The 25743-nt window shown below is 47.9% G+C and carries 24 protein-coding genes; 23 read left to right on the top strand and 1 reads right to left on the bottom strand.

Annotated features, from left to right (window positions below):
• Nucleotides 1-762: 762 nt before the first annotated feature.
• The 6 genes from AB1K91_RS03900 to AB1K91_RS03875 all read left to right on the top strand — a co-directional run bounded on the left by AB1K91_RS03900 (nt 763) and on the right by AB1K91_RS03875 (nt 6453).
• Nucleotides 763-1212, top strand: coding sequence for a MarR family winged helix-turn-helix transcriptional regulator (locus tag AB1K91_RS03900; RefSeq protein WP_413088280.1), 450 nt, complete (start codon nt 763-765; stop codon nt 1210-1212).
• Nucleotides 1209-3863: an MMPL family transporter gene (locus AB1K91_RS03895; RefSeq protein WP_413088278.1), complete on the top strand. Its 2655-nt coding sequence runs from the start codon at nt 1209-1211 to the stop codon at nt 3861-3863. The genes AB1K91_RS03900 and AB1K91_RS03895 overlap by 4 nt, the downstream gene beginning before the upstream one ends.
• A gap of 97 nt (nt 3864-3960) precedes the next feature.
• Nucleotides 3961-4371: a hypothetical protein gene (locus tag AB1K91_RS03890; protein WP_413088276.1), complete on the top strand. Its 411-nt coding sequence runs from the start codon at nt 3961-3963 to the stop codon at nt 4369-4371.
• 77 nt (nt 4372-4448) lie between these two features.
• Nucleotides 4449-4646: a hypothetical protein gene (locus AB1K91_RS03885; RefSeq protein ID WP_413088274.1), complete on the top strand. Its 198-nt coding sequence runs from the start codon at nt 4449-4451 to the stop codon at nt 4644-4646.
• A gap of 201 nt (nt 4647-4847) precedes the next feature.
• Nucleotides 4848-5753, top strand: a complete 906-nt coding sequence (locus AB1K91_RS03880) for a hypothetical protein (RefSeq protein WP_413088273.1) — start codon at nt 4848-4850, stop codon at nt 5751-5753.
• A gap of 226 nt (nt 5754-5979) precedes the next feature.
• The gene (locus AB1K91_RS03875; protein WP_413088272.1) at nt 5980-6453 is read left to right on the top strand and encodes a hypothetical protein; all 474 of its coding nucleotides are present in this window, start codon (nt 5980-5982) and stop codon (nt 6451-6453) included.
• Here AB1K91_RS03875 and AB1K91_RS03870 read toward each other — a convergent pair.
• On the bottom strand, nt 6444-7178 hold the full coding sequence (locus tag AB1K91_RS03870; RefSeq protein ID WP_413088271.1) for an alpha/beta fold hydrolase: 735 nt from the start codon (nt 7176-7178) through the stop codon (nt 6444-6446). The genes AB1K91_RS03875 and AB1K91_RS03870 overlap by 10 nt on opposite strands.
• An 89-nt stretch (nt 7179-7267) precedes the next feature.
• Here AB1K91_RS03870 and AB1K91_RS03865 point away from each other — a divergent pair, with 89 nt between their 5' ends.
• The 17 genes from AB1K91_RS03865 to AB1K91_RS03785 all read left to right on the top strand — a co-directional run bounded on the left by AB1K91_RS03865 (nt 7268) and on the right by AB1K91_RS03785 (nt 25721).
• Nucleotides 7268-7960 carry an HAD family hydrolase gene (locus AB1K91_RS03865; protein ID WP_413088270.1) on the top strand — a complete coding sequence of 231 codons (693 nt, stop codon included), beginning with the start codon at nt 7268-7270 and terminating at the stop codon, nt 7958-7960.
• A gap of 24 nt (nt 7961-7984) precedes the next feature.
• Complete coding sequence (locus AB1K91_RS03860; protein WP_413088268.1) at nt 7985-8740, top strand: Cof-type HAD-IIB family hydrolase; 756 nt, start codon at nt 7985-7987, stop codon at nt 8738-8740.
• A 41-nt stretch (nt 8741-8781) separates the two neighbouring features.
• Entirely contained in the window at nt 8782-10392 is a 1611-nt protein-coding gene (locus tag AB1K91_RS03855) for a gamma-glutamyltransferase family protein (protein WP_413088266.1), read from the top strand.
• Between the two features lie 14 nt (nt 10393-10406).
• Complete coding sequence (locus tag AB1K91_RS03850) at nt 10407-10961, top strand: chromate transporter (protein WP_413088264.1); 555 nt, start codon at nt 10407-10409, stop codon at nt 10959-10961.
• A complete protein-coding gene (locus AB1K91_RS03845) occupies nt 10958-11488 on the top strand; it encodes a chromate transporter (RefSeq protein ID WP_413088262.1) in 531 nt (176 codons plus the stop codon). Before AB1K91_RS03850 ends, AB1K91_RS03845 begins: the two co-directional genes overlap by 4 nt.
• Nucleotides 11489-11646: 158 nt before the next feature.
• Complete coding sequence (locus AB1K91_RS03840; protein ID WP_413088261.1) at nt 11647-12375, top strand: ThuA domain-containing protein; 729 nt, start codon at nt 11647-11649, stop codon at nt 12373-12375.
• A gap of 75 nt (nt 12376-12450) precedes the next feature.
• Complete coding sequence (locus AB1K91_RS03835; RefSeq protein WP_413088260.1) at nt 12451-13461, top strand: zinc-binding alcohol dehydrogenase family protein; 1011 nt, start codon at nt 12451-12453, stop codon at nt 13459-13461.
• A 91-nt stretch (nt 13462-13552) separates the two neighbouring features.
• Nucleotides 13553-14518, top strand: coding sequence for a 6-phosphofructokinase (gene pfkA, locus AB1K91_RS03830; RefSeq protein ID WP_413088259.1), 966 nt, complete (start codon nt 13553-13555; stop codon nt 14516-14518).
• A gap of 212 nt (nt 14519-14730) precedes the next feature.
• Nucleotides 14731-16005: an ABC transporter substrate-binding protein gene (locus tag AB1K91_RS03825; protein ID WP_413088257.1), complete on the top strand. Its 1275-nt coding sequence runs from the start codon at nt 14731-14733 to the stop codon at nt 16003-16005.
• 13 nt (nt 16006-16018) lie between these two features.
• Entirely contained in the window at nt 16019-17347 is a 1329-nt protein-coding gene (locus AB1K91_RS03820) for a carbohydrate ABC transporter permease (RefSeq protein WP_413088256.1), read from the top strand.
• A gap of 18 nt (nt 17348-17365) precedes the next feature.
• Nucleotides 17366-18187: a carbohydrate ABC transporter permease gene (locus AB1K91_RS03815; protein WP_093725459.1), complete on the top strand. Its 822-nt coding sequence runs from the start codon at nt 17366-17368 to the stop codon at nt 18185-18187.
• Nucleotides 18188-18211: 24 nt separating this feature from the next.
• A complete protein-coding gene (locus tag AB1K91_RS03810; RefSeq protein WP_413088254.1) occupies nt 18212-19273 on the top strand; it encodes a Gfo/Idh/MocA family protein in 1062 nt (353 codons plus the stop codon).
• The gene (locus AB1K91_RS03805; RefSeq protein ID WP_413088253.1) at nt 19270-20238 is read left to right on the top strand and encodes a sugar phosphate isomerase/epimerase family protein; all 969 of its coding nucleotides are present in this window, start codon (nt 19270-19272) and stop codon (nt 20236-20238) included. Before AB1K91_RS03810 ends, AB1K91_RS03805 begins: the two co-directional genes overlap by 4 nt.
• Before the next feature lie 972 nt (nt 20239-21210).
• Entirely contained in the window at nt 21211-22071 is an 861-nt protein-coding gene (locus AB1K91_RS03800) for a MurR/RpiR family transcriptional regulator (protein ID WP_413088251.1), read from the top strand.
• A gap of 9 nt (nt 22072-22080) precedes the next feature.
• Nucleotides 22081-22971: an N-acetylmuramic acid 6-phosphate etherase gene (murQ, locus tag AB1K91_RS03795; RefSeq protein WP_413088249.1), complete on the top strand. Its 891-nt coding sequence runs from the start codon at nt 22081-22083 to the stop codon at nt 22969-22971.
• Nucleotides 22972-22986: 15 nt separating this feature from the next.
• Nucleotides 22987-24363, top strand: a complete 1377-nt coding sequence (locus tag AB1K91_RS03790; RefSeq protein ID WP_413088247.1) for a PTS transporter subunit EIIC — start codon at nt 22987-22989, stop codon at nt 24361-24363.
• 302 nt (nt 24364-24665) lie between these two features.
• The gene (locus AB1K91_RS03785; RefSeq protein WP_413088245.1) at nt 24666-25721 is read left to right on the top strand and encodes a DUF871 domain-containing protein; all 1056 of its coding nucleotides are present in this window, start codon (nt 24666-24668) and stop codon (nt 25719-25721) included.
• The last annotated feature ends 22 nt before the right edge of the window (nt 25722-25743 follow it).

Here is a 25743-nt window from a genome sequence, read left to right as displayed (position 1 = left end):
TTCTTTCGTGTATAGAGTGGCGTCGGGAAAAGGTGGCAAGCTTGTTCACCTTTTTCCCTCCTGCAAATACGTCCTGTTCGAAATCTGCAGGATGTTTCTTTTTAATATGGGAAGAATACAGTTATTTATAATTTCAATTCCCTTGGAAGAGCTATCCACACAAGTTCGCCACAAGGCGTAATCCAACCTCTTTTCCCTTCTTTATAGATGACTTTTGGATGACAGCCGACCGCATGCAGGATATCCGAATGGGCGATTCTGACATCGGTGGTCCATCGTCCATCTTCAGCTACTCCTCCATTCCTTAATTTCCTGTAACCAGATTGATCTTGACAAGTATGGAATTTTTCCGTTTGAGTGGGGATGGTTCCTCATTCATCTGCGGCTTTTCTGATTAGGGATAATATTAATCCCGCAAGTAATATAGTGATGAATCTTGTCATAAACAGCTGACAGATTTGTGGCTGTCTATTGATGAAAATAGCCTAAACTTTTTGTTTCTTCAATGGGCTTGGTCGCGCTTAAAACATGATTAAGAGGGTATGACTAGGAACAGTACCATTCCAACAAAGGACTATTATAATCTTGCTTTTATGAGAATAAATTCTTTAGGGTTCGAGTACCTATATTTTTGGTGAAAACAGCTGGATTCGCTCGCTCCCTATATTTTGCCGATGATAGTGTCTTGAATTCAGGGAAAGAAAATGTTTGATCATTTATGGTTTAGGGTATAAACTAAGTTGGTATAGGGGGTAAACTATATTGAGTAAATTGAAAGAGGCAATCGATCTTTTCAATGAGGTGTCTTTCATGGCAACCGAAATATTCCATAAAAAGGGCGCTGCATATGAAGTGTTCAATCAGATTTCGCCTCAGCAGGTCAGTTTGATCAAAATATTGAGCTTGTCGGGCGCTTCCTCTCCTGGACATCTGGCGATTGTACAGCAAGTACATAAGAGTGCGATTTCCAACCGTTTGAAAAAGCTGCTGGAAAAAGGCTGGGTGGAATGGGTCGACTCAGAAGGGGATAAGCGAACGAAGCTTGTGCAAATTACAGAAGATGGGGAAAAAATTCTTAAGCAAGCCGAGGGGGCCATTTATGATCGATTCTGCGGGCTTTTTGAGCATATTAAGGATGAAGATGTAGAGACTTTCATCCGGATATTCACGGATGTAAAAGATCAGCTTAAAAAAGGGGAGAAGGAAAATTGAGGACAATCATTCGTTTCAAATGGGTCATTGCGCTTGCGGTTCTATTAATCGCGGTGGGATTGACGATTTTTTCGCCGAATCTGACCCAGCTGGCATCCGATAAGGGGCAGACGCAGCTTCCCGAGGATGCGGTATCTATCCGTGCCAGCGAAATTTTAGAAGATGCAGGTGAGAATAGTAATTCCATCAGCGTTGTTTTCGAGCTTGATGAAGCGCTCAATCAGGATAGTGAGGATATGATTCAGGGCGTCATCGATAAAGTGGAACAGATCGACGGTGTAAATGAGATCACGACGCCGCTGACGGATAATCAGGAAATTCAGGATCAGATGACATCTGAGGATAAAAAGACAGTCATGATGCCTGTGACAGTCGATGGCTCGGATGCGGAAGTGGAAAGGATTGCAGATGAAATCTATGATGCAGTACCTGAAGATACAACTGCATATGTGACAGGTGCCTCCTTGATCAACCAAGATTTCTCCAATACATCGGAAGAAGGTCTGAAAAAGACGGAGCTGATCACGGTATTCATTATCGTAGCATTGCTTTTGATCGTCTTCCGTTCCATCGTGACACCATTCGTTCCTTTGATCACAGTAGGGATTACATACTTGATCAGTCAGGGGATACTAGCCATTTTGGTGGATACATTGGACTTTCCTATTTCGACGTTCACGCAGACATTCCTGGTGGCGATTCTGTTCGGTATAGGTACCGACTATTGTATCCTGCTGCTCAGTCGATTCCGGGAGGAGCTGGCTAACGGTCATGACAAAGTGGAAGCTACAGTTACCGCATACCGGACAGCGGGACGTACTTTATTCATCAGTGCGATTGCCGTATTTGTCGGCTTTGCATCCATCTTCTTTGCCAAGTTCGCCATCTTCCAATCGGCAGTTGGGGTGGCTGTCGGTGTTGCGGTATTGTTGATTGTCCTTGTGACTGTTTTGCCGCTGTTCATGGTGACACTAGGGGAGAAACTGTTCTGGCCATCCAAAAAGGCCGCTTCACATGGTGACAATAAACTATGGCATTTCCTTGGTCGCCATTCGGTAGCAAGACCAGTGCTGTTCCTGGCGATCACTGCCGTGATTACAGTACCATTCGTACTTACGTATGATGAACAAGTTTCCTTCAACTCCACTGAGGAAATCAGCAGTGATTATGACAGTATCAAAGGGTTGAATGCTATCGGGGATGCAATCGGAAAAGGTGAAGCAATGCCGATACAGATCGTGATCAATGATGATGAAAACCTGACAACGGCAAACACGCTGCCATATCTCGATAATTTGAGTGATGCAATCAGCAAGATTGACGGGGTGGAAAAAGTCCGGACAGCAACACAGCCCACAGGGGAAAAAATCGATGATTTATATGTGGATACGCAAACCGGTCAAATTGCGGATGGTATCCATGATGCAGTCGATGGAATCAGTGATGTGCAGGACGGTCTGACGCAAGTGCAGGATGGACTGAATCAGATTTCCGGTCAGGCTGGAAATACAGGCTCATCAAGCGGCGGCGGACTATCTGATGCAACAGAAGGTCTAGGGCAAGTCAATACAGCATTACAGCAAGTGACTGGTCAGTTGCAGCAAACCGGCAATGTCCAGCAAGCATCTGCCCAGCTGGCTGGTATAAGCGAGCAGTTGACGCAGATTCAATCAGGTCTGGAACAAGCTGATACACAATTGCAAGGCCAGCAAGAGCAAGTTGGTACACTGTCTCAAACGCTGCAGCAGCTTGCGGATGGTGTCGAGTCGGCAAACGAAGGATTGACGCAAGTTTCTGACGGATTGCAGACAGCATCGGATACACTGCGTGACATCAGCGATAGCGAGACTGTCCGTGATACTGGTATGTATATTCCGGAAGATGCCTTGGAAGGTGATTTCCAGGAGAGCATCGATACGTATGCGTTCCGTGATGGGGAAGGTGTCACACTTGATGTCGTATTGGATTCCGATCCATATTCCGAGGAAGCGATTCAAACGCTGGAAACGATCAAAGATCGTGTGGATGCGGAAGTGAAGGATACGCCATTTGAAAATGCTGAAATCGTTTATGGTGGTGTAACAAGTACCAACGCTGACTTGGAGGATCTATCCACAACCGATCTATCACGGACAATGGTCATCATGATGGTTGGATTATTCATCATCCTGACACTGCTATTCCGTTCCATGGTCATTCCGGCTTATATGATCGGGTCCTTGCTGCTTACCTACTATACTGCAATTTCCATCACCGAATTGATTTTCGTCAATGGTTTGGATTACGCAGGTGTGAGTTGGGCGGTACCATTCTTCAGCTTTGTGATCCTGATTTCGCTAGGAGTGGACTATTCGATCTTCCTGCTTGATCGTTTCACCGAAGAAGCGCGCGATGATTTGCAGGCAGGCATGGTACACTCGATGAAGAAAATGGGCGGGGTCATCATTACCGCATCCATTATTTTGGCAGGTACGTTCGCGGCTATGATGCCATCAGGTGTCTTGACGCTCTTGGAAGTTGCAACAGTCATCATCATCGGTCTGTTATTGTATGGCCTGGTGATTCTGCCGTTGCTTATCCCGGCAATTGCCACGACACTCGGCGAACTGAACTGGTGGCCGTTCAAGCGGAAAATAAGAGAAGAAGATTAAGTAAGGGAAAGGAGTACGCCTGGTGGCGTGCTCCTTTTTTCTATGGACAAGTTTTCGCAATGAACTGCATATAGTAGCAGGGAATGGAGGTTTGCTGATGAAACGAAGCCTTGGATTGCGACTCGTCTTGGCGAGTACGATGGTGATAGCCGGTTTGCTTTTCTTTTTCACCGATCGATCCACCCATCCTGTTCCATACAATGAAGTCCATGAAGAGATGATTCGCCATGCTTTGGAAGAAGTGAACGATACAGCTGTCGAGGAACTGGCTGTTTATGATACGTATGAAGTATTGGGAGTGGGATTTCAACCCGAAGGCACTATTCGTCTGCACATCCGGAATGTTGAGGCTGAGGTCGATCATCGGATGCTTTCGGTCTGGGAGGAAGTAAAGGGTGAGGCAGCTGATGTTCTGGAAGCACATGACTTGGAGGATGACATCAATCGGGAGATCGAACTGGAAATCAGTTTGATCGGACCGGAGGGAACTGTTTTGCAGACACACTGAGCATGCTTTTTTCTTTTGCTTAAAGTACGTACCTAACGGGTATATAACAGCAAGACCAATTGGAAGGAGTGAGGCGTATGAAGGTAGCGGGCTATTTTGGATTCTTCATCCTGGCGCTTGCCCTCCTACTGATTTATGTATTCACTACCAATACGGTATTTCTTCTGCTCGCTATTTTATCTGGTGTGGCAGGGGCATTTTTCTTATTCCGTGAATTGCGAACGAGAGAAAAGAAAGAACCAAGAGAAAGGGACTATGATAGCAAGGGGAGATAATGATGGGACATGTAATCAAAAGGAATTATCGGTGGCATCGTCAATTGGACTGTGATCCCTTTTGCCAATAGCGGGAACGGTCTCATGTTCGATGAAAAAGAAAAATTCAATCTCGAGTTGCTGCGTGTATTGCAAAGTTAATGGGAACAAATAGAGTTGACGGCTTGTCAGCTCTATTAGTCATGAGCAGGAGGAAATCAGATGGATGTTGTTACGGTTATTGGGATAGCGGTTGTGCTTATCCTTGTTGGGATAGCGGTTTTTTATAACACAGGCGCACGTAAACGTCCGATGCAGAACCCCGATCGTCATCGGGAGCAGCTAAAACTGCAATGGGATACGCTGAAAGTAAGACCGACGGCATTGGTGGATGAAGAACATATCGAAAGACTGAAAAATGCATTGGACATTGAGTATTTAGTAAAGGTCAACGATGCCTTCCGCCAAGAGCATTATGATTGGAGCCAAAAAAAAATCAACACGCATTTCCGTGGATTATTCCGCTTCTTCATGCTGGCCTCCATCTTCCGCAGCAAGGAATTATTCGATAAGGATATTCACCGTTTATGGGAAGTGATGCGGCAATTCGAGGAAGAATACAAGGCATTTTGTATGCAATTTTTCGATGGGGAAATCACAGAGGATAGTTCAGAACGAGGGGAACGCCACGCTGAGGAGAGAGAACGGTTCGAGATCAAGTATCTGCTGTTGTTTCAGTTGGGAGAGCGCACACCGATGAACTGGGGCGAATTTTTTCAGTATGGTGACGGAAAGCAGTTCATCGATTACATCCGGACACACGATATGGAGGAAGTGAAACGGGAATTTATGGCGGATAATATTACTCCTGATGCAGAGAGGACATTCGAGAATCTGTATCACCATATCAAATGGGGGATGGAAGCTGACCCTGAAGAGCTTCGTAATCACCATCCTGGTCCGGAGGGAAGTGAAGAGGATAAGGAGATGGATATGAGTATCCTTTATTTCCTTTGTATCAGGGGGGAGGCAACGGAGGAGGAAAAACAAACATTGTCCTTGTACACTGGTAAAGGCAGCGGATTTTATGCCACCAATGAGTCCTTCGGTAAAATGCAAAAAAATTAAGAAGCTGGGACAAAAGCGTTTCAGCTAGATGAAAACCCGAACTATGACGTGAATTTTAAATAAAGATTTGCGTGAGTTCGGGTTTTAAAGATGAATTATACTAGCGATTCCTTGGAACAGAGCGTTTTTAAAACTAGCATTTTTGTTATGTCCTCGCTTCTTTCTGTATTTTCATACTACCCTTGGCAGGCGGTGAATAAGCTAGTCCTGAAGGGAGGATCGGCTTATGCGCCATCGAAAGAAAATCAAGCCAAAGCATTTGGCGGCAGTATGTTTTCTTGTCATGCTGCTCCTTTGCCTGTTTGCCCTCTTTCTGAAAAATGCTTCCCCCAACCAGGCCAAAAGAGCTGTGGAACATTTTTATACCATGGAGCAAAAAGGTGAATTTGCCTCCTCCTGGGGCTTGCTGCATAAAGATCTGCAGACCCGCTTTCCTCGAAAAGATTATGTGACCGATCGTTCCCATGTATTCATGAGTCACTTCGGGGCAGATACGTTCCAATTTAAAATCGAAGAGGGAGACAAAAAGGATAAATGGCGTGCATCACCAGATGGACCGACTTACAAGGATGTATACTCCTACACAGTCAAACAGAATTATCACGGGAAATATGGCCGCTTCACCTTCGTGCAGTATGTCTATGTCGCAAAGGAGAAGGGAGAATGGCGGATTCTTTGGGATTATCGAAATCAGAATTGACTCCCAGCCAGTTCTTTCCCCAACAGCAAGTTGAATAGCTGAGGGTGCTCCAATGGGAAGCCATGTCTGGTATTTGCAATCAAGAGACTTTTGCATTGTGGGTTACAGTTTGCGAGTTTGGCCGCAGATTGTTTCACGATCGGTTTCTCCTTCTCACCGACTGTTACAAGGACATTGGTTTTAATATCCGGAAAATCTTCTGGGATGCTAAATTGCATATTCTCCTCAAGCATATTGGTGAGCGCTAAAGGGGATAATTCCAGGCTCTGTTGGTAATACGTTTCGAAATCTTCAGCAGGTATAGCGAGCGCACGGGCCTGCAAGGCTGAAAAGCTTCTGTTCTTGATCAGGGGATGCGTGCAACGGACAGCATGTCGAATGATGCTATTCGGCAAGGTAGCAGGGATTGTAAGAGGACTGTTCAGCATGGTGAAACAAAAAAGCTCTGGTCGTTTGCTTACCATTTGCAAGGCAATTTGGGCACCGATGGAAAATCCGATCAGTGCGACCTTTCGTTGACCGATATTCAGTTCTGCCCAATGCAGCAATTGGTTTGCCAGCCGTTCGATCGAGGCGTTGGCCGTGCCAAAATCCAACTCGGCAACCGCGCATTTGTAATCAGAAAAATGTGCTAGCTGTTTTTTCCACATCCAGCCACCGACTCCGCCCCCATGCAGAAAAAGCAGGGTATGTGGCTGCTGTTCGTTGTAAATGGATATTTTCATTTCTCCACCTCCATTTCTAAGTATACTGCAGTACTGACAATCTTTCTCCAAAGGCGTATGATGGAGGAAAAGCGAAATGGAGCGACAAGATGAAAGCAATTCTTTTTGATTTGGATGGTACGATTCACGACAGGCATACTACTTTACAACGGTTCCTCGCTGATCAATTCAACCGTTTCCAGACTCAGCTGCACGGTATCGAGGCCGCCGAATTTGAGAAGGTATTCCTGGAACTTGATCAAAATGGATATGTCGAAAAGCCGATTGTCTACCAAGAGCTATTAAGCCGGTTTTCCTTGGATACAAGCTTGGAACCTGCATTGACTGCCGATTATTTCGAAAGGGTCGCACAATTCGCGGTAGCATATCCGGATGCGCTTGAGACACTGCAGGAATTGAGTATGTCTTATACAATGGGGATTGTCACGAACGGACCCGCGCTGCTCCAGCAGCAAGTGATCGAACAGCTTGGCTTGTATTGGCATTGTCAAAGCATGATCATCTCCGAAGTGGTCGGTTTGCGAAAACCGGATCCCGCTATATTTGAGATGGCGCTGACAGAGGTGGAGGCTGATGCATCAGATGCAATTTTTGTCGGTGATGATGTGGGGAATGACGTGATTGGAAGCAGAAATGCTGGTTTGCAGCCTGTCCTGTTTGGCGGGAAGCTGGAGGGGGTGCCGAGTTTCTCTGATTGGCGTGTATTGCCAGCACTGATTGCAAACTGGAATCGGTCTGAAAGGAAAAATAACACCGACTATACTATAATGGACATGGACTAAGCATTTACATAAAGGGGAGATTGTATGGCTGGGAACATACGACAGCAGGAGTATAAGCTGATTGCACTTGATATGGATGGTACAATGCTCAATCCTCGCGAAGAAGTAACAGAAGCGAATAGGAAAGCAATACAACGGGCACAGGAGGAAGGCGTGCATGTCATCCTCAGCACAGGCCGGGGCATCAGGACATGCAAGCCTTACGCTGATGATCTGGGGTTGCAGTCTTTCCTGGTGACAGTTAACGGAAGTGAAATCTGGACTGCCGAGGGCGAGCTGCTGGAGCGTGTATTGATCGAAGACGATTTGATCAAGAAAATGAAAAGGCTGGCGGATGAATATGACACGCATTATTGGGCTGTCAGTACAGAGCATGTCTTCCGCGGTAATTTCCCGGCCAATATGGAGGAATATGAATGGCTGAAATTCGGCTTTGATACATTTGATGATGCAACACGGGAAGCTATCGTCAAAGCACTGTCCGATAAGAATGAACTGGAGCTTTCGAATTCCAGCCCGACGAATATCGAAGTCAACGCTGTCGGCATCAATAAAGCCGAAGCCGTACAAAAGGTTTGTGACCGGCTCGGCATTAAGATGGAACAGGTAATCGCAATGGGCGACAGCCTGAATGACATCAAGATGATCGAAGCTGTCGGCTGCGGTGTAGCGATGGGCAACGCCCAGGATGCAGTCAAAGAAGTTGCAGACTATCAAACGGATACAAATGAAAATGATGGGGTAGCAAAAGCGATCCATCATTTGTTAGGATGGTCATAAGCTCGGAATTCTCCGGGCTTCTTACATAAGGGGGAGACAGAATGAAGACAGATCATTTGTATTACCCATATCATTCACAGCGGATGACGACTGTTGCCAGACAAGGAATGGTGGCTACGTCGCAGCCGCTTGCCTCTCAGGCCGGGCTGGATATGCTGAAAAAAGGCGGCAACGCAGTCGATGCGGCCATCGCTACTGCGGCGATGCTGACAGTAGTCGAGCCGACATCGAACGGAATCGGCGGTGATGCTTTTGCACTTGTTTGGATCAAGGACAAGCTTTATGGACTGAATGCCAGCGGCCCGGCACCAAAATCGATCAGTATCGATAAAGTGAAGGAACTCGGGTATCAAGAGATGCCGCTGTATGGTTTTCTGCCGGTAACGGTACCCGGTGCACCGGGCGGATGGGCTGCCCTCAGCAAGCGATTCGGGAAGCTGCCGCTGATCGAAGTGCTGCAGCCGGCGATTTATTATGCTGAAAACGGTTTTGCGGTCACGCCGACAGTTGCCAAGCTATGGGAACGTGCGTATAAGAAGTTCAGTACATCCTGTACCGATGCCATGTACAATGGCTGGTTCGATACATTCGCTCCAAATGGAAAATATCCGCAAATCGGAGATATATGGCGATCGCCTGATCATGCCGAAACACTGCGGCAAATAGCACGCACAGATGCGGCTGCCTTTTATGAAGGAGAACTGGCCGATAAAATGACGGAATTTTCTGCCGACAATGACGGATTCCTGACGAAAGAGGATTTGACTGCCTTTGAACCGGAATGGGTGGAGCCGATATCGGTGAATTACCGGGGGTATGATGTTTGGGAAATTCCGCCGAATGGACAGGGGTTGGTTGCTCTTTCAGCTCTTAATATATTGAAGGGATTCTCTTTCCATGAAAAAGAAGCAATTGATACATATCATAAGCAGATGGAGGCAATGAAACTTGCATTTGCCGATGGGCATGCATACATAACCGAAGAACAGCATATGCCTGTCACAGTAAAGGAACTGTTGTCGGATGATTATGCGGCACAAAGAAGAGCCATGATCAGTGAGACGGCGCAGCAACCGGAAGCAGGGGAACCAAAGACGGGCGGAACGGTTTATTTGGCTACAGCCGATGGGGAAGGGAATATGGTTTCCTTCATCCAAAGCAACTATCATGGCTTCGGGTCCGGGCTGGTCGTTCCAGGAACAGGTATTGCGCTGCAAAACCGCGGGCATAACTTCAGTCTTGATCCAGAGCATGCCAACAGGCTGCAAGGCGGAAAGAAGTCTTTCCACACGATCATCCCCGGTTTTTTGACAAAGAATGGGCAGGCGATCGGACCATTCGGAGTCATGGGCGGATTCATGCAGCCGCAAGGGCATACCCAAGTGGTCATGAATATGCTTGATTTCGGACTCAACCCGCAGACAGCGCTCGATGCGCCGCGCTGGCAGTGGGTCAAAGGCAAGACATTCCATGTGGAAGCCGATTTCCCGAAATATATTGCGGAGGCGCTGATTCGCAAAGGACATGATATTGAAGTCAAAGCGGATAGATCCACTTTCGGTCGCGGACAAATCATTTGGCGAGATCCCGGGAATGGAACATTATATGGAGGAACCGAAGCGCGAGCTGATGGCAGTATCGCTTCGTTTTAGAAAGGTTGGGCAACATGACGTACTGGCAATTATTTTTGGCATTTTTCCGGGTCGGCATCCTTGGCTACGGCGGAGGTCCTTCGTCAATCCCGCTTGTGGAAAAGGAAGTCGTCAAACAATATAAGTGGATGGATGATGAAGAATTCGGCAATACGCTGGCATTGGCTAATAGTCTGCCTGGTCCGATCGCGACGAAATTGGCAGGCTATATCGGCTATCGCGTCGGCGGCTGGCTCGGTATGATCAGTTCACTGATTGCGACCATCATCCCGACGGTCGTCTTACTTATCATCCTGTTTTATTTCGTCGATGCATTGAGTGACCAGCCATGGCTCAGCGGCATGACGACGGCAGTCATCCCGGTAGTGGGAGTCATGCTTGCAGTCATGACAATCGATTTTCTCAAAAAATCCCGTAACGGACTGAAGGGATGGCAGATTATCGCGTTATTGGCTGCTTCTGTCCTTTTGATTGAGCTGCTTCATATTCACCCTGCTTTCCTTATCCTGGCGCTGCTCCTGTTTGCGCTTGTGAAACCGGAGAAACGGAAGGAGGAAGAGGGCGCATGATTTATTGGCAAATATTCCTGGCCTTCTTCATTCCTGGCGTTGTGGGATATGGGGGCGGTCCAGCCACCATTCCGCTGATCGAAAACGAAGTGGTCGATAGATATGGATGGATGACAACCGCGGATTACAGCCAAATGCTGGCATTGGCAAATGCACTGCCCGGTCCGATCGCAACGAAACTGGCTGGCGTGATCGGATTTCAGCAAGCTGGTGTATTGGGAGCGGCAATCGGCTTGTTTGCCACCGTTGCACCGTCGCTTATCCTGATGATTGGCTTGCTGAGTCTATTAGCAAAATTCAAGGATTCTCCACGGGTGAAAAGAATGACTGCTTATATTCGGCCGACGATTGCTGTTTTGCTTGGGGGAATGGCGGTCAGCTTCTTCCATACTTCCTACCAAAGCGCCGGATGGCTGCATACGATCATCCTGGTTGTGGCAAGCTACCTGCTCATGGAAAGATGGAAGGTGCATCCGGCCTTTGTGATACTTGGAGCCTTGGTTTACGGTGCGGTATTCCTAGTATGAGATCCTGCAAAAAATGCAGGATCTTTTTCTCTGGGCAGGAGATGGAAAGAAAAGGGCTAATGTAATTAGTAAAATAAAATTCACTGCATAATCTAGTAGGGAACCGGGTAGCTACTTAACATGGGGAATAGGATAAAAAAAGGAAGAAGGAGCATCTAATGCGCGTTACCATTTGGAACGAATACCGTCATGAGAAGGAAAACGACCAGGTAAGAAGCATTTATCCCCGAGGCATCCATGGAGCGATTGCCGAGTTTTTGGAGCAAGCTGGATTTGCCGTAACGACCAGAACACTTGAAGATCCGGAACAGGGTTTGGATCAAGGGACACTGGAACAAACGGATGTCTTGATCTGGTGGGCACATAAGGCTCATGAAGAAGTGAATGACCGTGCGATCGAACGAGTGAAGCAGCGTGTTCTGGCAGGTATGGGGCTGATTGTCCTCCATTCGGGTCATTTTTCCAAGATATTCCGTAATTTAATGGGCACGACATGTGACCTGAAATGGCGTCAGGATGGGGAAAAGGAACGAATCTGGGTAGTCCAGCCGAGTCATCCGATCACCAGGGGACTTGGTGAATATTTTGAGCTACCAGAAGAGGAAATGTACGGCGAGCATTTCGATATACCCGAACCAGACCATACGTTGTTCATCAGCTGGTTCGAGGGCGGGGAAGTCTTCCGCAGCGGCTGCACGTATAATCGGGGAAAAGGGAAAATATTCTATTTCCGGCCCGGCCATGAAACGTACCCGACTTACTATGATAAAAATGTGCAGACTGTCATCCGCAATGCTTGTGAGTGGGCAGCAGCACCATCGGCTGTCGTTCCGCACTACGGCAAATCGGAACCATTGGAGCCGATACTGCGACTGGCGAAGAAATGAGTGTATAAAGCCGTCTTTCACACTGGCGGCTTTTACATAAATGAAACAGACAAATTAAAAGGAGGAGAAAGAAAGATGCGAGCAATCGGGATTTATAAACATACATCCGCGGAACAGGCAGATAGTTTTGTGGAAGAACAGGTGGACAAGCCAAAAGCGGCAGGTGGGGATGTCCTTGTTCAGGTAAAAGCAGTCAGCGTCAATCCGGTGGATACAAAGCAACGCAAGCTGAAGGAGGACGATGGAAAATTCCGCATTCTTGGTTTCGATGCAGCAGGCATCATAGCGGAAGTCGGAGAGGAAGTGGAAGGGTTTCAGCCAGGGGATGAAGTTTATTATGCTGGATCGGTATCCCGTCAAGGTTCCAACAGTGAGTACCAGCTCGTCGATCATAAGGTAATTGCCAAGAAGCCTGCCAATCTCAGTTTCCCAGAAGCAGCAGCATTGCCTTTGACAGCGTTGACTGCATGGGAAGCAATGTTCGAGAAAATGCATATACCGCTTGATGCGGAAGCGAATGAAGATAAAACGATCTTATTGATCAACGCCGCTGGCGGCGTCGGTTCGATCGCATCCCAGTTTGCGAAACTGTATGGCCTGAATGTAGTCGGAACTGCTTCCCGCGAAGAGACCATCACATGGGCGAAGCAGCATGGGACCGAACAGGTGATCAACCATCATGAACCGCTGCATCCGCAGCTTGAGAAACTGGGTATCGACAGTGTCGACTATGTCTTTTGCATGCATCAGCTGGACAAGGCGTGGGATGACATGATCGAGGTTGTAAAACCGGAGGGCATCATCTGTGCCATTACAGGTCCGGTCGAAGGTATCAAATTGACGGATTTGACGTCCAAGAGCTTGACGTTGGTCTGGGAGTATATGTTCACGCGTACGCTCCACCAGACACCGAGCAGATATATACAAAGCGAAATCCTAACCAAAGTGGCAGAGCTGGTCGAAGAAGGACGAATTCGCACGACGAAAACGGAAGAATTAGATGGCCTTACTGTTGAGAATCTGCAAAAAGCCCATAAGCGCTTGGAAAACGGCAGCATGATCGGAAAACTAGTCATCACGGTATGACAAAGGCAGGCATCACGCCTGTCTTTGTTCTGTTTCCTGCCAATTCTGTTGTATAATGATAGCAAGACATATGGTGGAGAGGTGAACTGATATGATACATAAAGTAGCTGTGATAACAAGCGGAGGAGATTCACCAGGTATGAATGCGGCCATACGGGCGATTGTCAAGGCGGCAAACTATCACGATATCGAAGTTTATGGAGTCGAGGGTGGTTATCAGGGTCTGATCGAGGACAAATTATCCATTCTTCGCACAGCTGATGTGGAAACGATCGCCAACAAAGGCGGTACTATCCTGAAAACATCACGGTCGCTCGCTTTCATGAATGACTCCGGCAGAAAGCAAGCAGTGGAGGTGCTCCGTAACTATGGTATCGCTGATGTCATTGTCATTGGCGGAGAGGGATCCCTCCAAGGTGCACAAAAGCTGCATGAACTTGGTATCCGGGTAATCGGTATCCCGGGAACGATCGATAATGATCTTGATTACACCGACTATTGCATCGGCTTCGATACAACTTTGAATACGGTGCTCAGTTCCCTCGGACGAATCAAAGATACCGGTTTGTCCCATAACAAGACGACCATCGTGGAAGTGATGGGTCGACATTGCGGCGACCTCGCTTTATTCACTGCTGTCGCCGGTGAAGGTGACATCATTTCGACACCAGAGCATAAACTTAGTTTTGAACAGATTTGCGGGAAATTGCAACAGAAGATAGCCAAAGGCCGAAATGACAATATCATCGTCGTTACAGAACGGATGTATGATTTGGATGAGCTGCAGCAATATATCGAGGAACAGATGCAAATCGAAGTACGCACAACCGTACTCGGATTCATCCAGCGCGGCGGTGAGCCTTCTGCATTCGATCGTATCCTGGCCAACAAGATGGGAGTCAAAGCGGTGAAAATGCTGATGGAAGGCCAGTCCGGGTTTGCAATCGGCATCAAAGCCAATCAGCTGATCGCAAAAGATTTACAGACGATGCTCGATGAAAAGAAGGATAAGCAAGCGAGTTATGATTTGCTGGATATGCTGTTATATACCACATGAACGATCCGAACCAGAACACGCCTGACTCAGGCGTGTTTTTTCTTTGGCGAAACATGTATATACAATTTTATTGAAAGCGCTTGCAATTATATGATAAACTTTTTATACACTGCAGCAGAAAAAAATTAGGGGAAGGCTTAAAGGAGCCGAAAGGAGGGAATGAGATTATCGCACTAAAGAAAGCGTTTACCAAAATGCGAGGAGGAACTGTGATGAAGCGGAGCTTTCTGATGGTTGCCTTACTTGCCGGCCTGGGGCTGGCAGGCTGCTCGGCCGTGACGAGCGGAGATGGTGCGAGTGATGATAAAGTGCAAATTACATATGCGAGGGGGACGGATACGACTGGTGCCACGGATATATTGGTCGAAGCATTCGAAAAGGAGCATCCTGAAATCGATGTGGTCGTCCGGGAAATGCCTTCAGATACTGGAGAATCGCATAATCAGTATGTAACGATGTTCAGCGGCAAGAGTCCGGAAGTGGATGTATTCGATGCGGACATTGTCTGGTCCGCGGAATTCGGTCAGGCAAACTATGTGCTGCCGCTTGACAGGCTGATTGAGCGGGATCAGGTGGATATGGACGCTTACTTCCCTGCTACAGTCGAAGCAGGCCGATATAACGGAAGGCAGTATGCCATGCCGGGCTATGCTGATGCAGGCTTGCTCTACTACCGGACGGATATAACCGATCAGGTTCCCGAAACATGGGATGAGCTGGAACGATTAGCCGAAGAGAATATGGGCAAGGAGGGCACAAAATTCGGATATTTGATGCAAGCAGCCCAATATGAGGGCATCGTGACCAATGCCATCGAGTATATCTACTCCTATGGCGGTCAGGTGCTGGATGCCAATGGGAATGTTGTCATTAACAGTCCCGAAGCAATCGAAGGTTTACAGAAGATGATCGACATAACGAACAGCGATTTTGTACCGAATAACATACTTAACTTCATGGAAATCGACACAGAGTCTTCTTTCAACGAAGGAAATGCCGTCTACGCACGAAACTGGCCATATTTGAATGATACAGCGAATGATCCGGAGATATCGAAGGTGGCAGGCAACGTCGGTATCGCTACGCTTCCGGCTGGCAGTGAAGGAGCAGCGTCATCATTGGGAGGCTGGATGCGGATGATCAATCGCTACTCCGATGAAGTGGAAGCATCCTGGACTTTCGTGAAGTGGATGAGCGGAGAAGAAGGGCAGAAGATCAGCGCTCTTGAAGGCGGTAAGGCTCCGACATTGGAAGCCTTATATGAGGATGAAGAAATAACGGATGTCAGTGCTGTGCTGGCTAGCGAAGATTTCTATGATTCACTGCAGAATGCGATACCGCGCCCGATCACGCCGATTTATCCGGAAATCTCCGACATCATGCAAATCGAGCTTTCCAGGGCGCTTGCCGGGGAGATTACGGCTGAGGAAGCGGTTGAGCGAATGGAAACAAAAATGAAAGCTGCATTGGAATCCGTAACCAATTAAAGGAGCTGAGCGTATGAAGCAACCGAAAAAGAGGCGGTTCCAGCTGAGTGAACGGCAGCTTGGTTACGCGATGGTCGCACCGTCTATCATTCTCATTGCAGTCATCATCATTTGGCCGATTTTGTTATCTGCCTGGAACAGCCTGTTCGACTACCGTTTGAATGACCCGGCAAAAGCAGAACGGATCTCCACCTTAAGCATCAATCTCGAAACCTATGCGGATAACAGATATCTTGTCTATGACACGATGGAAGATATCAGGTCGGCGATGCCTGATGCAGGCGGGACGCTGGATGATGTTTCGACTGCCTTGGATGAACAGCATGAAACATTGTTGAATAGCGATGAAGGACTTGCCGACCGTTATGAAGAAGTCAACACTATGCTGGAAAATTACCAGCCTGTCAATGACGATGACCTCCGGCTGTCCGAGGTACCGGAAGAATGGGCAGATGGGTTTGCCAATACACTGGATGAACAAACGGCAGCTGTCCAGGCATTGCAGGATGACGCTCCCGAAGAAGCTGTCCAGCCATTGACGGATTTGGAATCCCAGCTGTCAAATACGAAAGGATCGATTCTGGAACCCAACTTTGTCGGGTTGAAGAACTATACCTCCTATCTTGGGGACGGGCGGACTTGGACGGCGATGCTGAACACGCTTTTATTCACCGTCGTTACGGTAGGCGTCGAGCTTATCATCGGTATGCTGGTCGCTTTGCTCATCAACCGAGTATTCATCGGGCGCGGGCTTGTCCGGGCAGCAGTACTCGTGCCATGGGCAATCCCGACAGCAGTAGCAGCGATGATGTGGACATTCCTGTTCGACGGTCAGTCCGGTATCATGGCCCATTACATGGCTCAATTCGGTCTCATCGATGACCCAGGGGCGCTGCTTTCCACAGGAGCAGGCGGTATGTTCTCTGTCATGTTTGCTGATATCTGGAAAACGACACCATACATGGCGCTGCTGCTGCTGGCTGGCTTACAGACGATCCCGCGTTCGATGTACGAAGCAGCGGAAGTCGATGGTGCGAATAAAATCCAGCAATTTTTCTCCATCACTTTGCCGATGATCCGGTCGGCAATCCTGGTTGCGGTCTTATTCCGTGCACTGGATGCATTCCGTGTGTTCGACCTCATTTACGTCCTGACTGGCGGAGGTCCGGCAAACTCGACGGAATCCATCAGTGTCTATGCTTACAAACTCTTGTTTGAACAGCAGAATTTCGGTGCTGGTTCGGCTTTGAGTGTCATCGTATTCCTGAGCGTCGCATTGCTCAGTACGATTTTCATCAAGCTGATCGGATCGGATTTGTTCAGCGGAAGGCTAAAACAATAGGACGGAGGAGGATCTAATATGGCAAAACGTGCTGGAGTCGGCTTTTACATTTTCTTGATCATTTTTGTATTCCTGGTCATGTTCCCGTTTATCTGGGTGCTCCTGACCTCCATCAAACCGCAGGGAGAAATTTTCTCCTCTTTCCAGTGGTTCTCAAGCAATATGACACTGGAAAACTATGCATCGGCGCTTGAGACACGACCGTTGCTCATGTACATGCTGAATAGCTTTGTTGTGGCAACACTAACCACGATCATCTCCATCATTGTCGCATCTTTCACAGCCTATGCGGTCACACGGCTGCCGATCCGTTTCAAAGGATTGATCCTGGGATTGGTGCTTGCTGCATCCATGTTTCCGCAAATCGCAGTCCTATCACCGATCTTCAACTTTGTCACCGATGCAGGCTTGCGCAACAGCTATCTCGGTCTCGTAATTCCGTACATCACCATCAGTTTGCCGCTGGCAATCTGGATTCTATCGACATTTTTCATCAAGATTCCACTGGCCTTGGAAGAATCGGCGAAGCTGGACGGAGCAACACCTTTCCAGACGTTCCGTAAAATCATCTTCCCGCTGGCCGCACCAGGTGTCTTTACGACAGCCATCCTGGTGTTCATCGCAGCCTGGAATGAATATCTGTTCGCCTTGACGATCAATACCGATGATCGCTGGCGCACGATACCAGTCGGAATCTCATTCTATCAAAGCCAATACACCATTCCATGGGGAGATATCACTGCCGCTACCGTCATCGTGACGATTCCGATTGTCGTCCTTGTTCTCTTGTTCCAGCGTCGTATCGTCGCTGGTCTGACAAGCGGATCTGTCAAAGAATAATAAACTTGGAGGTACAGCTAGCTTATGAAAACCTTACGCGTAGGAGTAGTCGGACTAGGAAGTATCGCACGCAACCGTCATTTGCCGGAGCTGGAACAGAACCCGTATACCGAAATCACTGCTGTTTGTGACGTGGTGCCGAGCCGGTCGGAGGAAATCGCCAAAGCGTATCATGCGACAGCATACACCGAATACGAAGAGCTGATCGAGGATCCACGCATCGATGCGGTCATCGTCTGTGCAGCCAACCATCTGCATGCACCGGTGTCGATCGCTGCGCTGGAGGCGGGAAAACATGTGCTTTGTGAAAAGCCGATGGCAACGACACTGGAAGAAGCAGATGAGATGATCGCAGCGCAAAAAGCAAGCGGCAAGCTCCTGCTCATTGCGCATAATCAATGCTTTGTACCATCGCATCAAAAGGCGCGAAAGATGATTCAGAACGGAGAGCTTGGGAGAATCTACAGCTTCCGGACGACATTCGGCCATGGCGGGCCAGAACAATGGAGCATCGATGGGAAAAACAGCTGGTTCTTCGATAAAGACAAAGCGTACATCGGCGCACTTGGAGATCTGGGCGTGCATAAATCCCATCTGATTGAATTCCTGCTTGGTGAACCGATTCAGGAAGTGGCGGCATTTGTCGATACATTGGCAAAACCATATGCGGATGTGGATGATAATGCAGTGGCGGTCCTGCGTACAAAATCAGGGATCATCGGCACATTGACCGCCAGCTGGTCTTATGTAGCAGAAGAAGATAATTCGACGATCATTTATGGTGAGAAAGGCGTCATCCGTCTGGAGGATAGTCCTGATTACAGCTTGGTTGTCGAGTACCAGAACGGAGATCGGAGCAATCATTCCCTTGGTGCGATTCAGACGAATGACGCCCAGACACAATCGAATTCCGGTGTTGTGGACGCGTTTGCAAGCTGTGTGCTGAATAATGCCTCCGACTGTCCGATCACAGCCGAAAAAGGCCGTTCGGCACTTGCTGTCATCTTGGCAGCATTGGATTCCAATAGCGATAAAAAAGTGATCTCACTTGCACCAGAGCCTTTAGAGGAGGGGGAACGAGCATGAAATTAGGCGTTTTTACAGTATTGTTCCAGGAACTTTCCCTGGAAGATATGCTTGCGCGCGTCAAACAAGCAGGATTGGATACAGTCGAAATAGGGACCGGCGGCTATCCAGGCAATGCACATTGCCCGATTGATGAATTGCTGGAGAATGAGGAAGCACTGAAGAAATACGGTGAAACATTCGAGAGCTACGGCATCACGATCGGAGCCTTCAGCTGTCACGGTAACCCCATTTCACCTGATAAAGCATTCGCGGAAGAATCGGATTGGCTTTTGCGCAAGACGATCAAGCTTGCTGCCAAAATGGGAGTCCCGGTTGTGAACTGCTTTTCAGGGGTGGCTGGTTCAGAAGAGAGCGCTACGAAGCCTAACTGGCCGGTCACGGCCTGGCCGCCTGAATATGGGGATGTGTTGAACTGGCAGTGGGAACAGAAACTCGTTCCTTATTGGAAGGAGCTAGGTTCCTTTGCAGAGGAGCATGGAATAAAGGTTGCGCTGGAGCTGCACGGCGGCTTTCTCGTCCATACACCTTATACCATGCTTAAGCTGCGCGAACTGACCAGCGATGCTATCGGGGCGAACTTCGATCCGAGCCATATGTGGTGGCAGGGAATCGATCCGACTGCTGCCATCAAGATACTCGGAAAAGCAGGCGCCATCCATCATTTCCATGCCAAAGATACGTACATCGATCCTGAAAATGTCAACATGTACGGCCTGACCGATATGCAGCCGTACAGCAATATCAAAGAGCGGGCTTGGAACTTCCGGACAGTCGGACTCGGCCATAGTCTGGAAGAGTGGAATAAAATGATCAGTGCGCTGCGCACTTACGACTATGATTATGTCATCAGCATCGAGCATGAAGATTCGCTGATGTCGATCGAAGAAGGATTTCAGCGTGCTGTCGATAACCTGAAAAATGTCGTAATAAATGAACCTGCCACAACGATGTGGTGGACATAAGGATTGAAGGGTATCTGTCAGGAAGACAGATACCCTTTTTGTTTGTCATAAAAAACGTGTTGTGTCAGGCTTAACTTTCTAAAAACTAACTCTTGTTTTTTGCACTGCACCTGTATATTAATAGACCTCACTTCGAGGCACCATGTACATATAGGATTGGTTCCGATCATCGTCGAACAGATTTTCCAGATCATCAAAGAGCTTAATTACGACGGCATGACCATCCTCTCGTCGAACAAAACCGCCTTCCAAGCACTTAAAACTCGCCTACCGCGGCTATCTCCTCCAAACCGGCAGCATCTGGCGCAGCGGCAAAGGCTGGACATTGCTGGCGGACCATCAATTACGGAAGCATATCTGGCATAAAAGACCCGCTGGGAAGCGGGTCTTTTGGTATGTATGTAAGCTATTGTCTGGAAACTTTGTTCGGATACAAATAATTAGTATCACTCATTTTGTATACTCTTCGTACTGAAAAACCTTGATTTTATAAATAATGCGATAGCACAAGTTCCATAAAGGAATACAGCCATTATTAGGAGTGGTCCAATAAGATAAGATAAGATAAGTCTTTTTTTGGAATCACGAAGAAGATAGCGGTTATGAAGCAGATAGTACTGGCCAATCCTATTAAAACACTGTACAAAAGTAATGCAAAGCGAATAGCTTTTTTGTTTTGTCTTTTATTGGGTACCATAATGTAATCTCCCTAAGTTGCTATGAAATTACTTTTGCCACTCCAGTATTTGACCTACAGTAATTGAACTCTAAGTATATAAACCTTCTTAATGAATGAATTAAATAATCCATTATATGTGAGCGGTTTTACATACACATACGATCACACTATCAACCTACTCCCAGGAAAAAAAACTGTAAATAATCCTCACAAAACACTTCATGAAATTTTATTTTAGTAATATAATCAATATGTGAAGTAAAATTTTAAAAAGGAAAGAGGGTGATCTCATAGTGAAGGGCGGTTTAACAGTGCTTCGGGAAAGTTTACCTACGATTAAACCTTCCGAAAAAAATGCAGCAAGCTACATACTTGCACATCCAGCTGAAGTAGTGAATCTTTCGGTGCAGGAGCTGGCAGTGAAAAGCGGGTCCAGTGAAGCAGCCGTTATCCGTCTTTGTAAATCAATAGGTGTGACCGGGTATCGGGAATTGAAGTTGAAGATTGCTGGGGACTTACAAAATGAAAGCGCTAACAAAGGGGCGTTTGGCGAAATTGAGCCAAATGATACGGTTGCACATTTGATCGAAGCGATGGCAGAAAAGCATATGCAGTCGATCAGTCAGACAATGCAAGTGAACGAGGCGAAGGCAATCGAACAGGCCGTGGGTATGATATCCAGAGCAAGGAAGATTGATTTTTATGGAGTGGGAGCTTCCTATCTAGTAGCGCAGGATGGTGAACAGAAATTTGGCCGGATTGGTAAATGGTGCACTGCATATAGTGATGCGCATCAGCAGCTGGCTTCGGCGGCGAACCTCACATTTGGGGATGTTGCCTTCGCTATCAGTTATTCGGGGGAAACCGACCAACTGCTGCAGGTTTTACAGCAGGCAAAAGAAGCAGGAGCGACTACAATCGTGATGACAAAGTTAGGTCCGAACCGATTGCAGGAACTGGCTGATATCCAGTTGTTCACCGTGGCGAAAGAAGCCAGTATCCGCAGTGCAGCCACAAGCTCCCGGATTGTCCAAATGTACTTGATGGATATCATCTACACGGCAGTGGCAGGTCGGGATTATGAGCATACGATCGAGGCTTTGGAAAAGTCGCGGCAGGCAATTCAGCAAGCATTCCAAACAGAGCAAAAGTGAGGGAAGAAAATGCTAGAGAAATTGACGACAGAAAAGCGCAATGCCAGCACGATGAAGCTGGATCAGCTCACCACGAAGGAAGTCCTCCAGCTGATGAACAAGGAAGATCGAAAGGTGCCGGATGCGGTGGAAGCAGCCTTGCCGGAAATCGAAGCAGCGGTGAAACAGGTAATCGCAACTTTTCGGTCTGGCGGCAGACTTATCTATACGGGTGCAGGAACAAGCGGGAGACTCGGAATTTTGGATGCAGTGGAATGCCCGCCGACATTCAGCACACCGGATGACATGGTACAAGGATTGCTCGCTGGCGGTATGTCAGCTTTCCGAAAGGCAAAAGAAGGCGCAGAAGATGATCCGGTCCTTGGTGCCCAGGAGCTGGAGGACATCGGTTTATCCGCAAAAGATACGGTAATCGGTATAGCCGCTAGCGGCAGGACGCCCTATGTCATTGGGGCACTGGATTATGCAGAAGCTGCGGGGGCGGCGACAGTCAGCATCGCTTGCAATAAGGAAGCGGCAATTTCAAGGCATGCGAAAATTGCAATAGAGGTGGACACAGGTCCGGAGGTTCTGACAGGTTCGACCAGACTGAAAGCTGGAACAGCCCAAAAGCTGGTGCTGAATATGATATCCACTGCCAGTATGGTAGGTGTCGGAAAGGTATACAAGAATTTGATGGTCGATGTGAAGCCAACGAATGACAAGCTGCAGGAGCGCGCCAAGCGCATCATCATGGAAGCAACCGGAGCGAACTATACTGAAGCTGAAAAAGTCTTTGAGGAAGCCGGGGGTCAGGTCAAAACAGCGATTGTCATGTTGTTGCTCGGTATCCCGAAAGGGGAGGCAGAAGCTAAGCTGCATGATGCAGGAGGATTTGTCCGTACAGCGATAAAAGCGTAAAGGGGAGGAATCAGGATGGCGAAGATGAAGCAATTGGCAGAAGGTATTCTCCGCGAAGTTGGCGGGGAGCAGAATGTAGTTTCCCTGACACATTGCATGACACGGGTTCGTTTACGGGTAAAAGATGATACACTGGTCAATTTTGATGGGTTGAAACAGATTGACGGTGTCATGGGTGTAGTGACGGATGATACGATCCAGATTGTAGTCGGACCTGGTACTGTCAACAAAGTCTCCGATGAAATCAGCCGCATCACCGGGCTCGGTGTCGGGGAAGAAGCAGCAGAGATCGATAATCTGACTTTTGAAGAAAAAGCCCAAATCAAGCGGGAGAATATGAAGGAAAAGAATAAAACGCCGATTAAGTTCCTGTTGCGTCGCATCGGTAATATCTTCATTCCGCTTATTCCTGGTTTGATTGCTTCTGGTATCATCAATGGCGGTGTGAGCTTTGCTATAAACGCTGGTGCAGATGATACGTTGGCTATCATCCAGATCCTGCAGCTGGTTGGCGGCAGTCTGTTTAGTTTCCTGGCTATTCTGGTTGGCTGGAATACAGCGAAGGAATTCGGCGGTTCCCCGGTGCTCGGTGCTATCGCAGGTATGATTCTATTCAATCCGGCGCTGGCGAATATTACATTATTCGGTGAAGCGCTCGTACCTGGCCGGGGCGGATTGTTCGGCGTCATCTTTGCTGCTTGGCTGATGAGTTTCATCGAGAAGCGTATAAGAAAAGTCATGCCTAATAGTATTGATATTATTTTTACTCCTATCTTAACGGTTCTGTTTGTCGGAGTTGCATCATTGATTGTCATTATGCCGGTTGCAGGTGTACTGTCAGACGGCATCACTTCTGGAATCAACGCCATTCTTGATGTCGGCGGTGTTGTGGCCGGTGCTTTGCTTGCTGGTTTCTTCTTGCCGCTTGTCATGGTCGGGCTGCATCATGGATTGACGCCGATTCACATGGAGCTTATCCAAACGTTCAGCTTTACAGCATTGCTTCCTGTTCTAGCGATGGCTGGCGGCGGACAGGTCGGAGCTTCGATTGCCGTCTTCGTCAAAACGCGTAATAAACGTTTGCGAAATATTATCAAAGGTGCCTTGCCAGCCGGCTTCCTTGGTATCGGCGAGCCGCTATTGTACGGGGTGACCTTGCCGCTCGGCCGTCCGTTCTTAACAGCATGCCTTGGGGCTGCTGTCGGTGGAGCCACACAAGCGCTGTTTGCGACAGGAGCGACTTCTATCGGTGTTTCCGGACTTTCTTTAACGCCGCTCATCGCAGAAGGAAAGTACCTGCAATATTTGATTGGTATTTTTGTCGCTTATATTGCTGGATTCGTGTTTACTTACTTCTTCGGGTTTAAGGAAGACATGGCAAAGGATATATAAAAAAATCAAGGAGGCTGGGACAAAAGTGTTTTAGCTAAATGAAAACCCGAACTATTGACGTGAATCTTGAAACAAAGATACGCGTAAGTTCGGGTTTTCTATACCAGCGTAGGCAGAATACGGAGACTCCAACGGGAACAGCACGAGCTGAAGACCCCGCAGTGGTGATCTTTCCACGAGGAGGCTGAGGCCGTGCCCGTGGAAAGCGGAGTATTCTGCCGAAGCGGCACTTATGAGCAATGTTCGCTTTTAAGCAATGGTATTTTAGTTGTGTCCCAGCCTCTTTTGTACATAGGGGGATCATGATGTTAGGTATATCTGTGTATTTACAAGAGCGGATAGAGGAAGAGAAAATGAGGAGATTCCATCAAGCAGGTTTTTGCAGCATATTTACATCCCTTCATATCCCGGAGGAAGATGCCACGGCTTATCGGACGAAACTGCAGCTCCTTGGGTCGATTGCTTCCGGTCTGAAAATGGAATTGATGGCGGATATTTCGACTGCTTCCATGGAAAAGCTGGCTTTGGATTGGAATGCAGCCGAAGTGGTATTGGACTGGGGAGTGACTGGTCTGCGGATCGACTACGGTATCGAGGATGATGTCATTATCCGGCTGTCGCAAAAGATGAAGGTTGCACTGAATGCCAGTACGCTCACGGAGGATCATTTGGAGAAATTGCTTTCCGGAGGTCTGTGCACCGACAATATCGAGGTATGGCACAACTTTTACCCTCGTCCGGAAACAGGACTTGCAAGCAGTGACTTTCTGGCAAAGAATATGCTGTTCCAGTCGTATGGCTTAAAGGTGCAAGCATTCATACCCGGAGACCGCAACTTGCGAGGGCCGCTTCATCAAGGGTTGCCGACACTGGAGCAGCATCGTGCTTATGGCACATTTGCTGCGTTTACAGAACTGAAGGCTTATAAGGTGGACAAAATATTGATCGGGGATCCGGATGTGACGGATGAGGCTTTGCTGCAGCTCCAAGAAGCGGCTGATACGATTACACTCCGTGCGAAAGCAGCCGGTGATTGGACGCAAGCTCATCGGCTGCTCGAAAGCGGGACGCATAACCGTCCAGACCTGGCGCGGGATGTCATTCGATCGGAGGAATCCAGGATGAGCGGGCTGTTTCGGGATAGCCAAGTGCCACCATTTAATTGTACGGAAAGAAAAGAGGGAGCTATAACCATCGATAACGATCTGTATATGCGCTACAAAGGGGAAATCCAAATTGCCAGGAGAACATTGCCGCAAGATGATAAAGTCAATGTCATCGGGCAAGTGGTACCGGAGGATATGCCGCTTTTGAATTTCATCGATGGTGGCAGGTGTTTCAGGATAATATGGGTATAAAAAAAGTAGGCGAGGAAATTCC

Source organism: Terribacillus jepli, assembly GCF_047228925.1.
In the GTDB taxonomy this organism is placed as follows: Bacteria; Bacillota; Bacilli; order Bacillales; family Amphibacillaceae; genus Terribacillus.
This window is presented reverse-complemented; position numbering and strand designations above follow the sequence as displayed.

Coding starts and splice junctions, on each gene's coding strand:
- AB1K91_RS03790 (WP_413088247.1), top strand. CDS start 22,987: ATGGCGAAGATGAAGCAATTGGCAGAAGGTATTCTCCGCGAAGTTGGC.
- murQ (WP_413088249.1), top strand. CDS start 22,081: ATGCTAGAGAAATTGACGACAGAAAAGCGCAATGCCAGCACGATGAAG.
- AB1K91_RS03825 (WP_413088257.1), top strand. CDS start 14,731: ATGAAGCGGAGCTTTCTGATGGTTGCCTTACTTGCCGGCCTGGGGCTG.
- AB1K91_RS03850 (WP_413088264.1), top strand. CDS start 10,407: ATGACGTACTGGCAATTATTTTTGGCATTTTTCCGGGTCGGCATCCTT.
- AB1K91_RS03865 (WP_413088270.1), top strand. CDS start 7,268: ATGAAAGCAATTCTTTTTGATTTGGATGGTACGATTCACGACAGGCAT.
- pfkA (WP_413088259.1), top strand. CDS start 13,553: ATGATACATAAAGTAGCTGTGATAACAAGCGGAGGAGATTCACCAGGT.
- AB1K91_RS03810 (WP_413088254.1), top strand. CDS start 18,212: ATGAAAACCTTACGCGTAGGAGTAGTCGGACTAGGAAGTATCGCACGC.
- AB1K91_RS03845 (WP_413088262.1), top strand. CDS start 10,958: ATGATTTATTGGCAAATATTCCTGGCCTTCTTCATTCCTGGCGTTGTG.
- AB1K91_RS03820 (WP_413088256.1), top strand. CDS start 16,019: ATGAAGCAACCGAAAAAGAGGCGGTTCCAGCTGAGTGAACGGCAGCTT.
- AB1K91_RS03885 (WP_413088274.1), top strand. CDS start 4,449: ATGAAGGTAGCGGGCTATTTTGGATTCTTCATCCTGGCGCTTGCCCTC.
- AB1K91_RS03835 (WP_413088260.1), top strand. CDS start 12,451: ATGCGAGCAATCGGGATTTATAAACATACATCCGCGGAACAGGCAGAT.
- AB1K91_RS03855 (WP_413088266.1), top strand. CDS start 8,782: ATGAAGACAGATCATTTGTATTACCCATATCATTCACAGCGGATGACG.
- AB1K91_RS03890 (WP_413088276.1), top strand. CDS start 3,961: ATGAAACGAAGCCTTGGATTGCGACTCGTCTTGGCGAGTACGATGGTG.
- AB1K91_RS03870 (WP_413088271.1), bottom strand. CDS start 7,178: ATGAAAATATCCATTTACAACGAACAGCAGCCACATACCCTGCTTTTT.
- AB1K91_RS03805 (WP_413088253.1), top strand. CDS start 19,270: ATGAAATTAGGCGTTTTTACAGTATTGTTCCAGGAACTTTCCCTGGAA.
- AB1K91_RS03840 (WP_413088261.1), top strand. CDS start 11,647: ATGCGCGTTACCATTTGGAACGAATACCGTCATGAGAAGGAAAACGAC.
- AB1K91_RS03880 (WP_413088273.1), top strand. CDS start 4,848: ATGGATGTTGTTACGGTTATTGGGATAGCGGTTGTGCTTATCCTTGTT.
- AB1K91_RS03875 (WP_413088272.1), top strand. CDS start 5,980: ATGCGCCATCGAAAGAAAATCAAGCCAAAGCATTTGGCGGCAGTATGT.
- AB1K91_RS03785 (WP_413088245.1), top strand. CDS start 24,666: ATGATGTTAGGTATATCTGTGTATTTACAAGAGCGGATAGAGGAAGAG.
- AB1K91_RS03815 (WP_093725459.1), top strand. CDS start 17,366: ATGGCAAAACGTGCTGGAGTCGGCTTTTACATTTTCTTGATCATTTTT.
- AB1K91_RS03860 (WP_413088268.1), top strand. CDS start 7,985: ATGGCTGGGAACATACGACAGCAGGAGTATAAGCTGATTGCACTTGAT.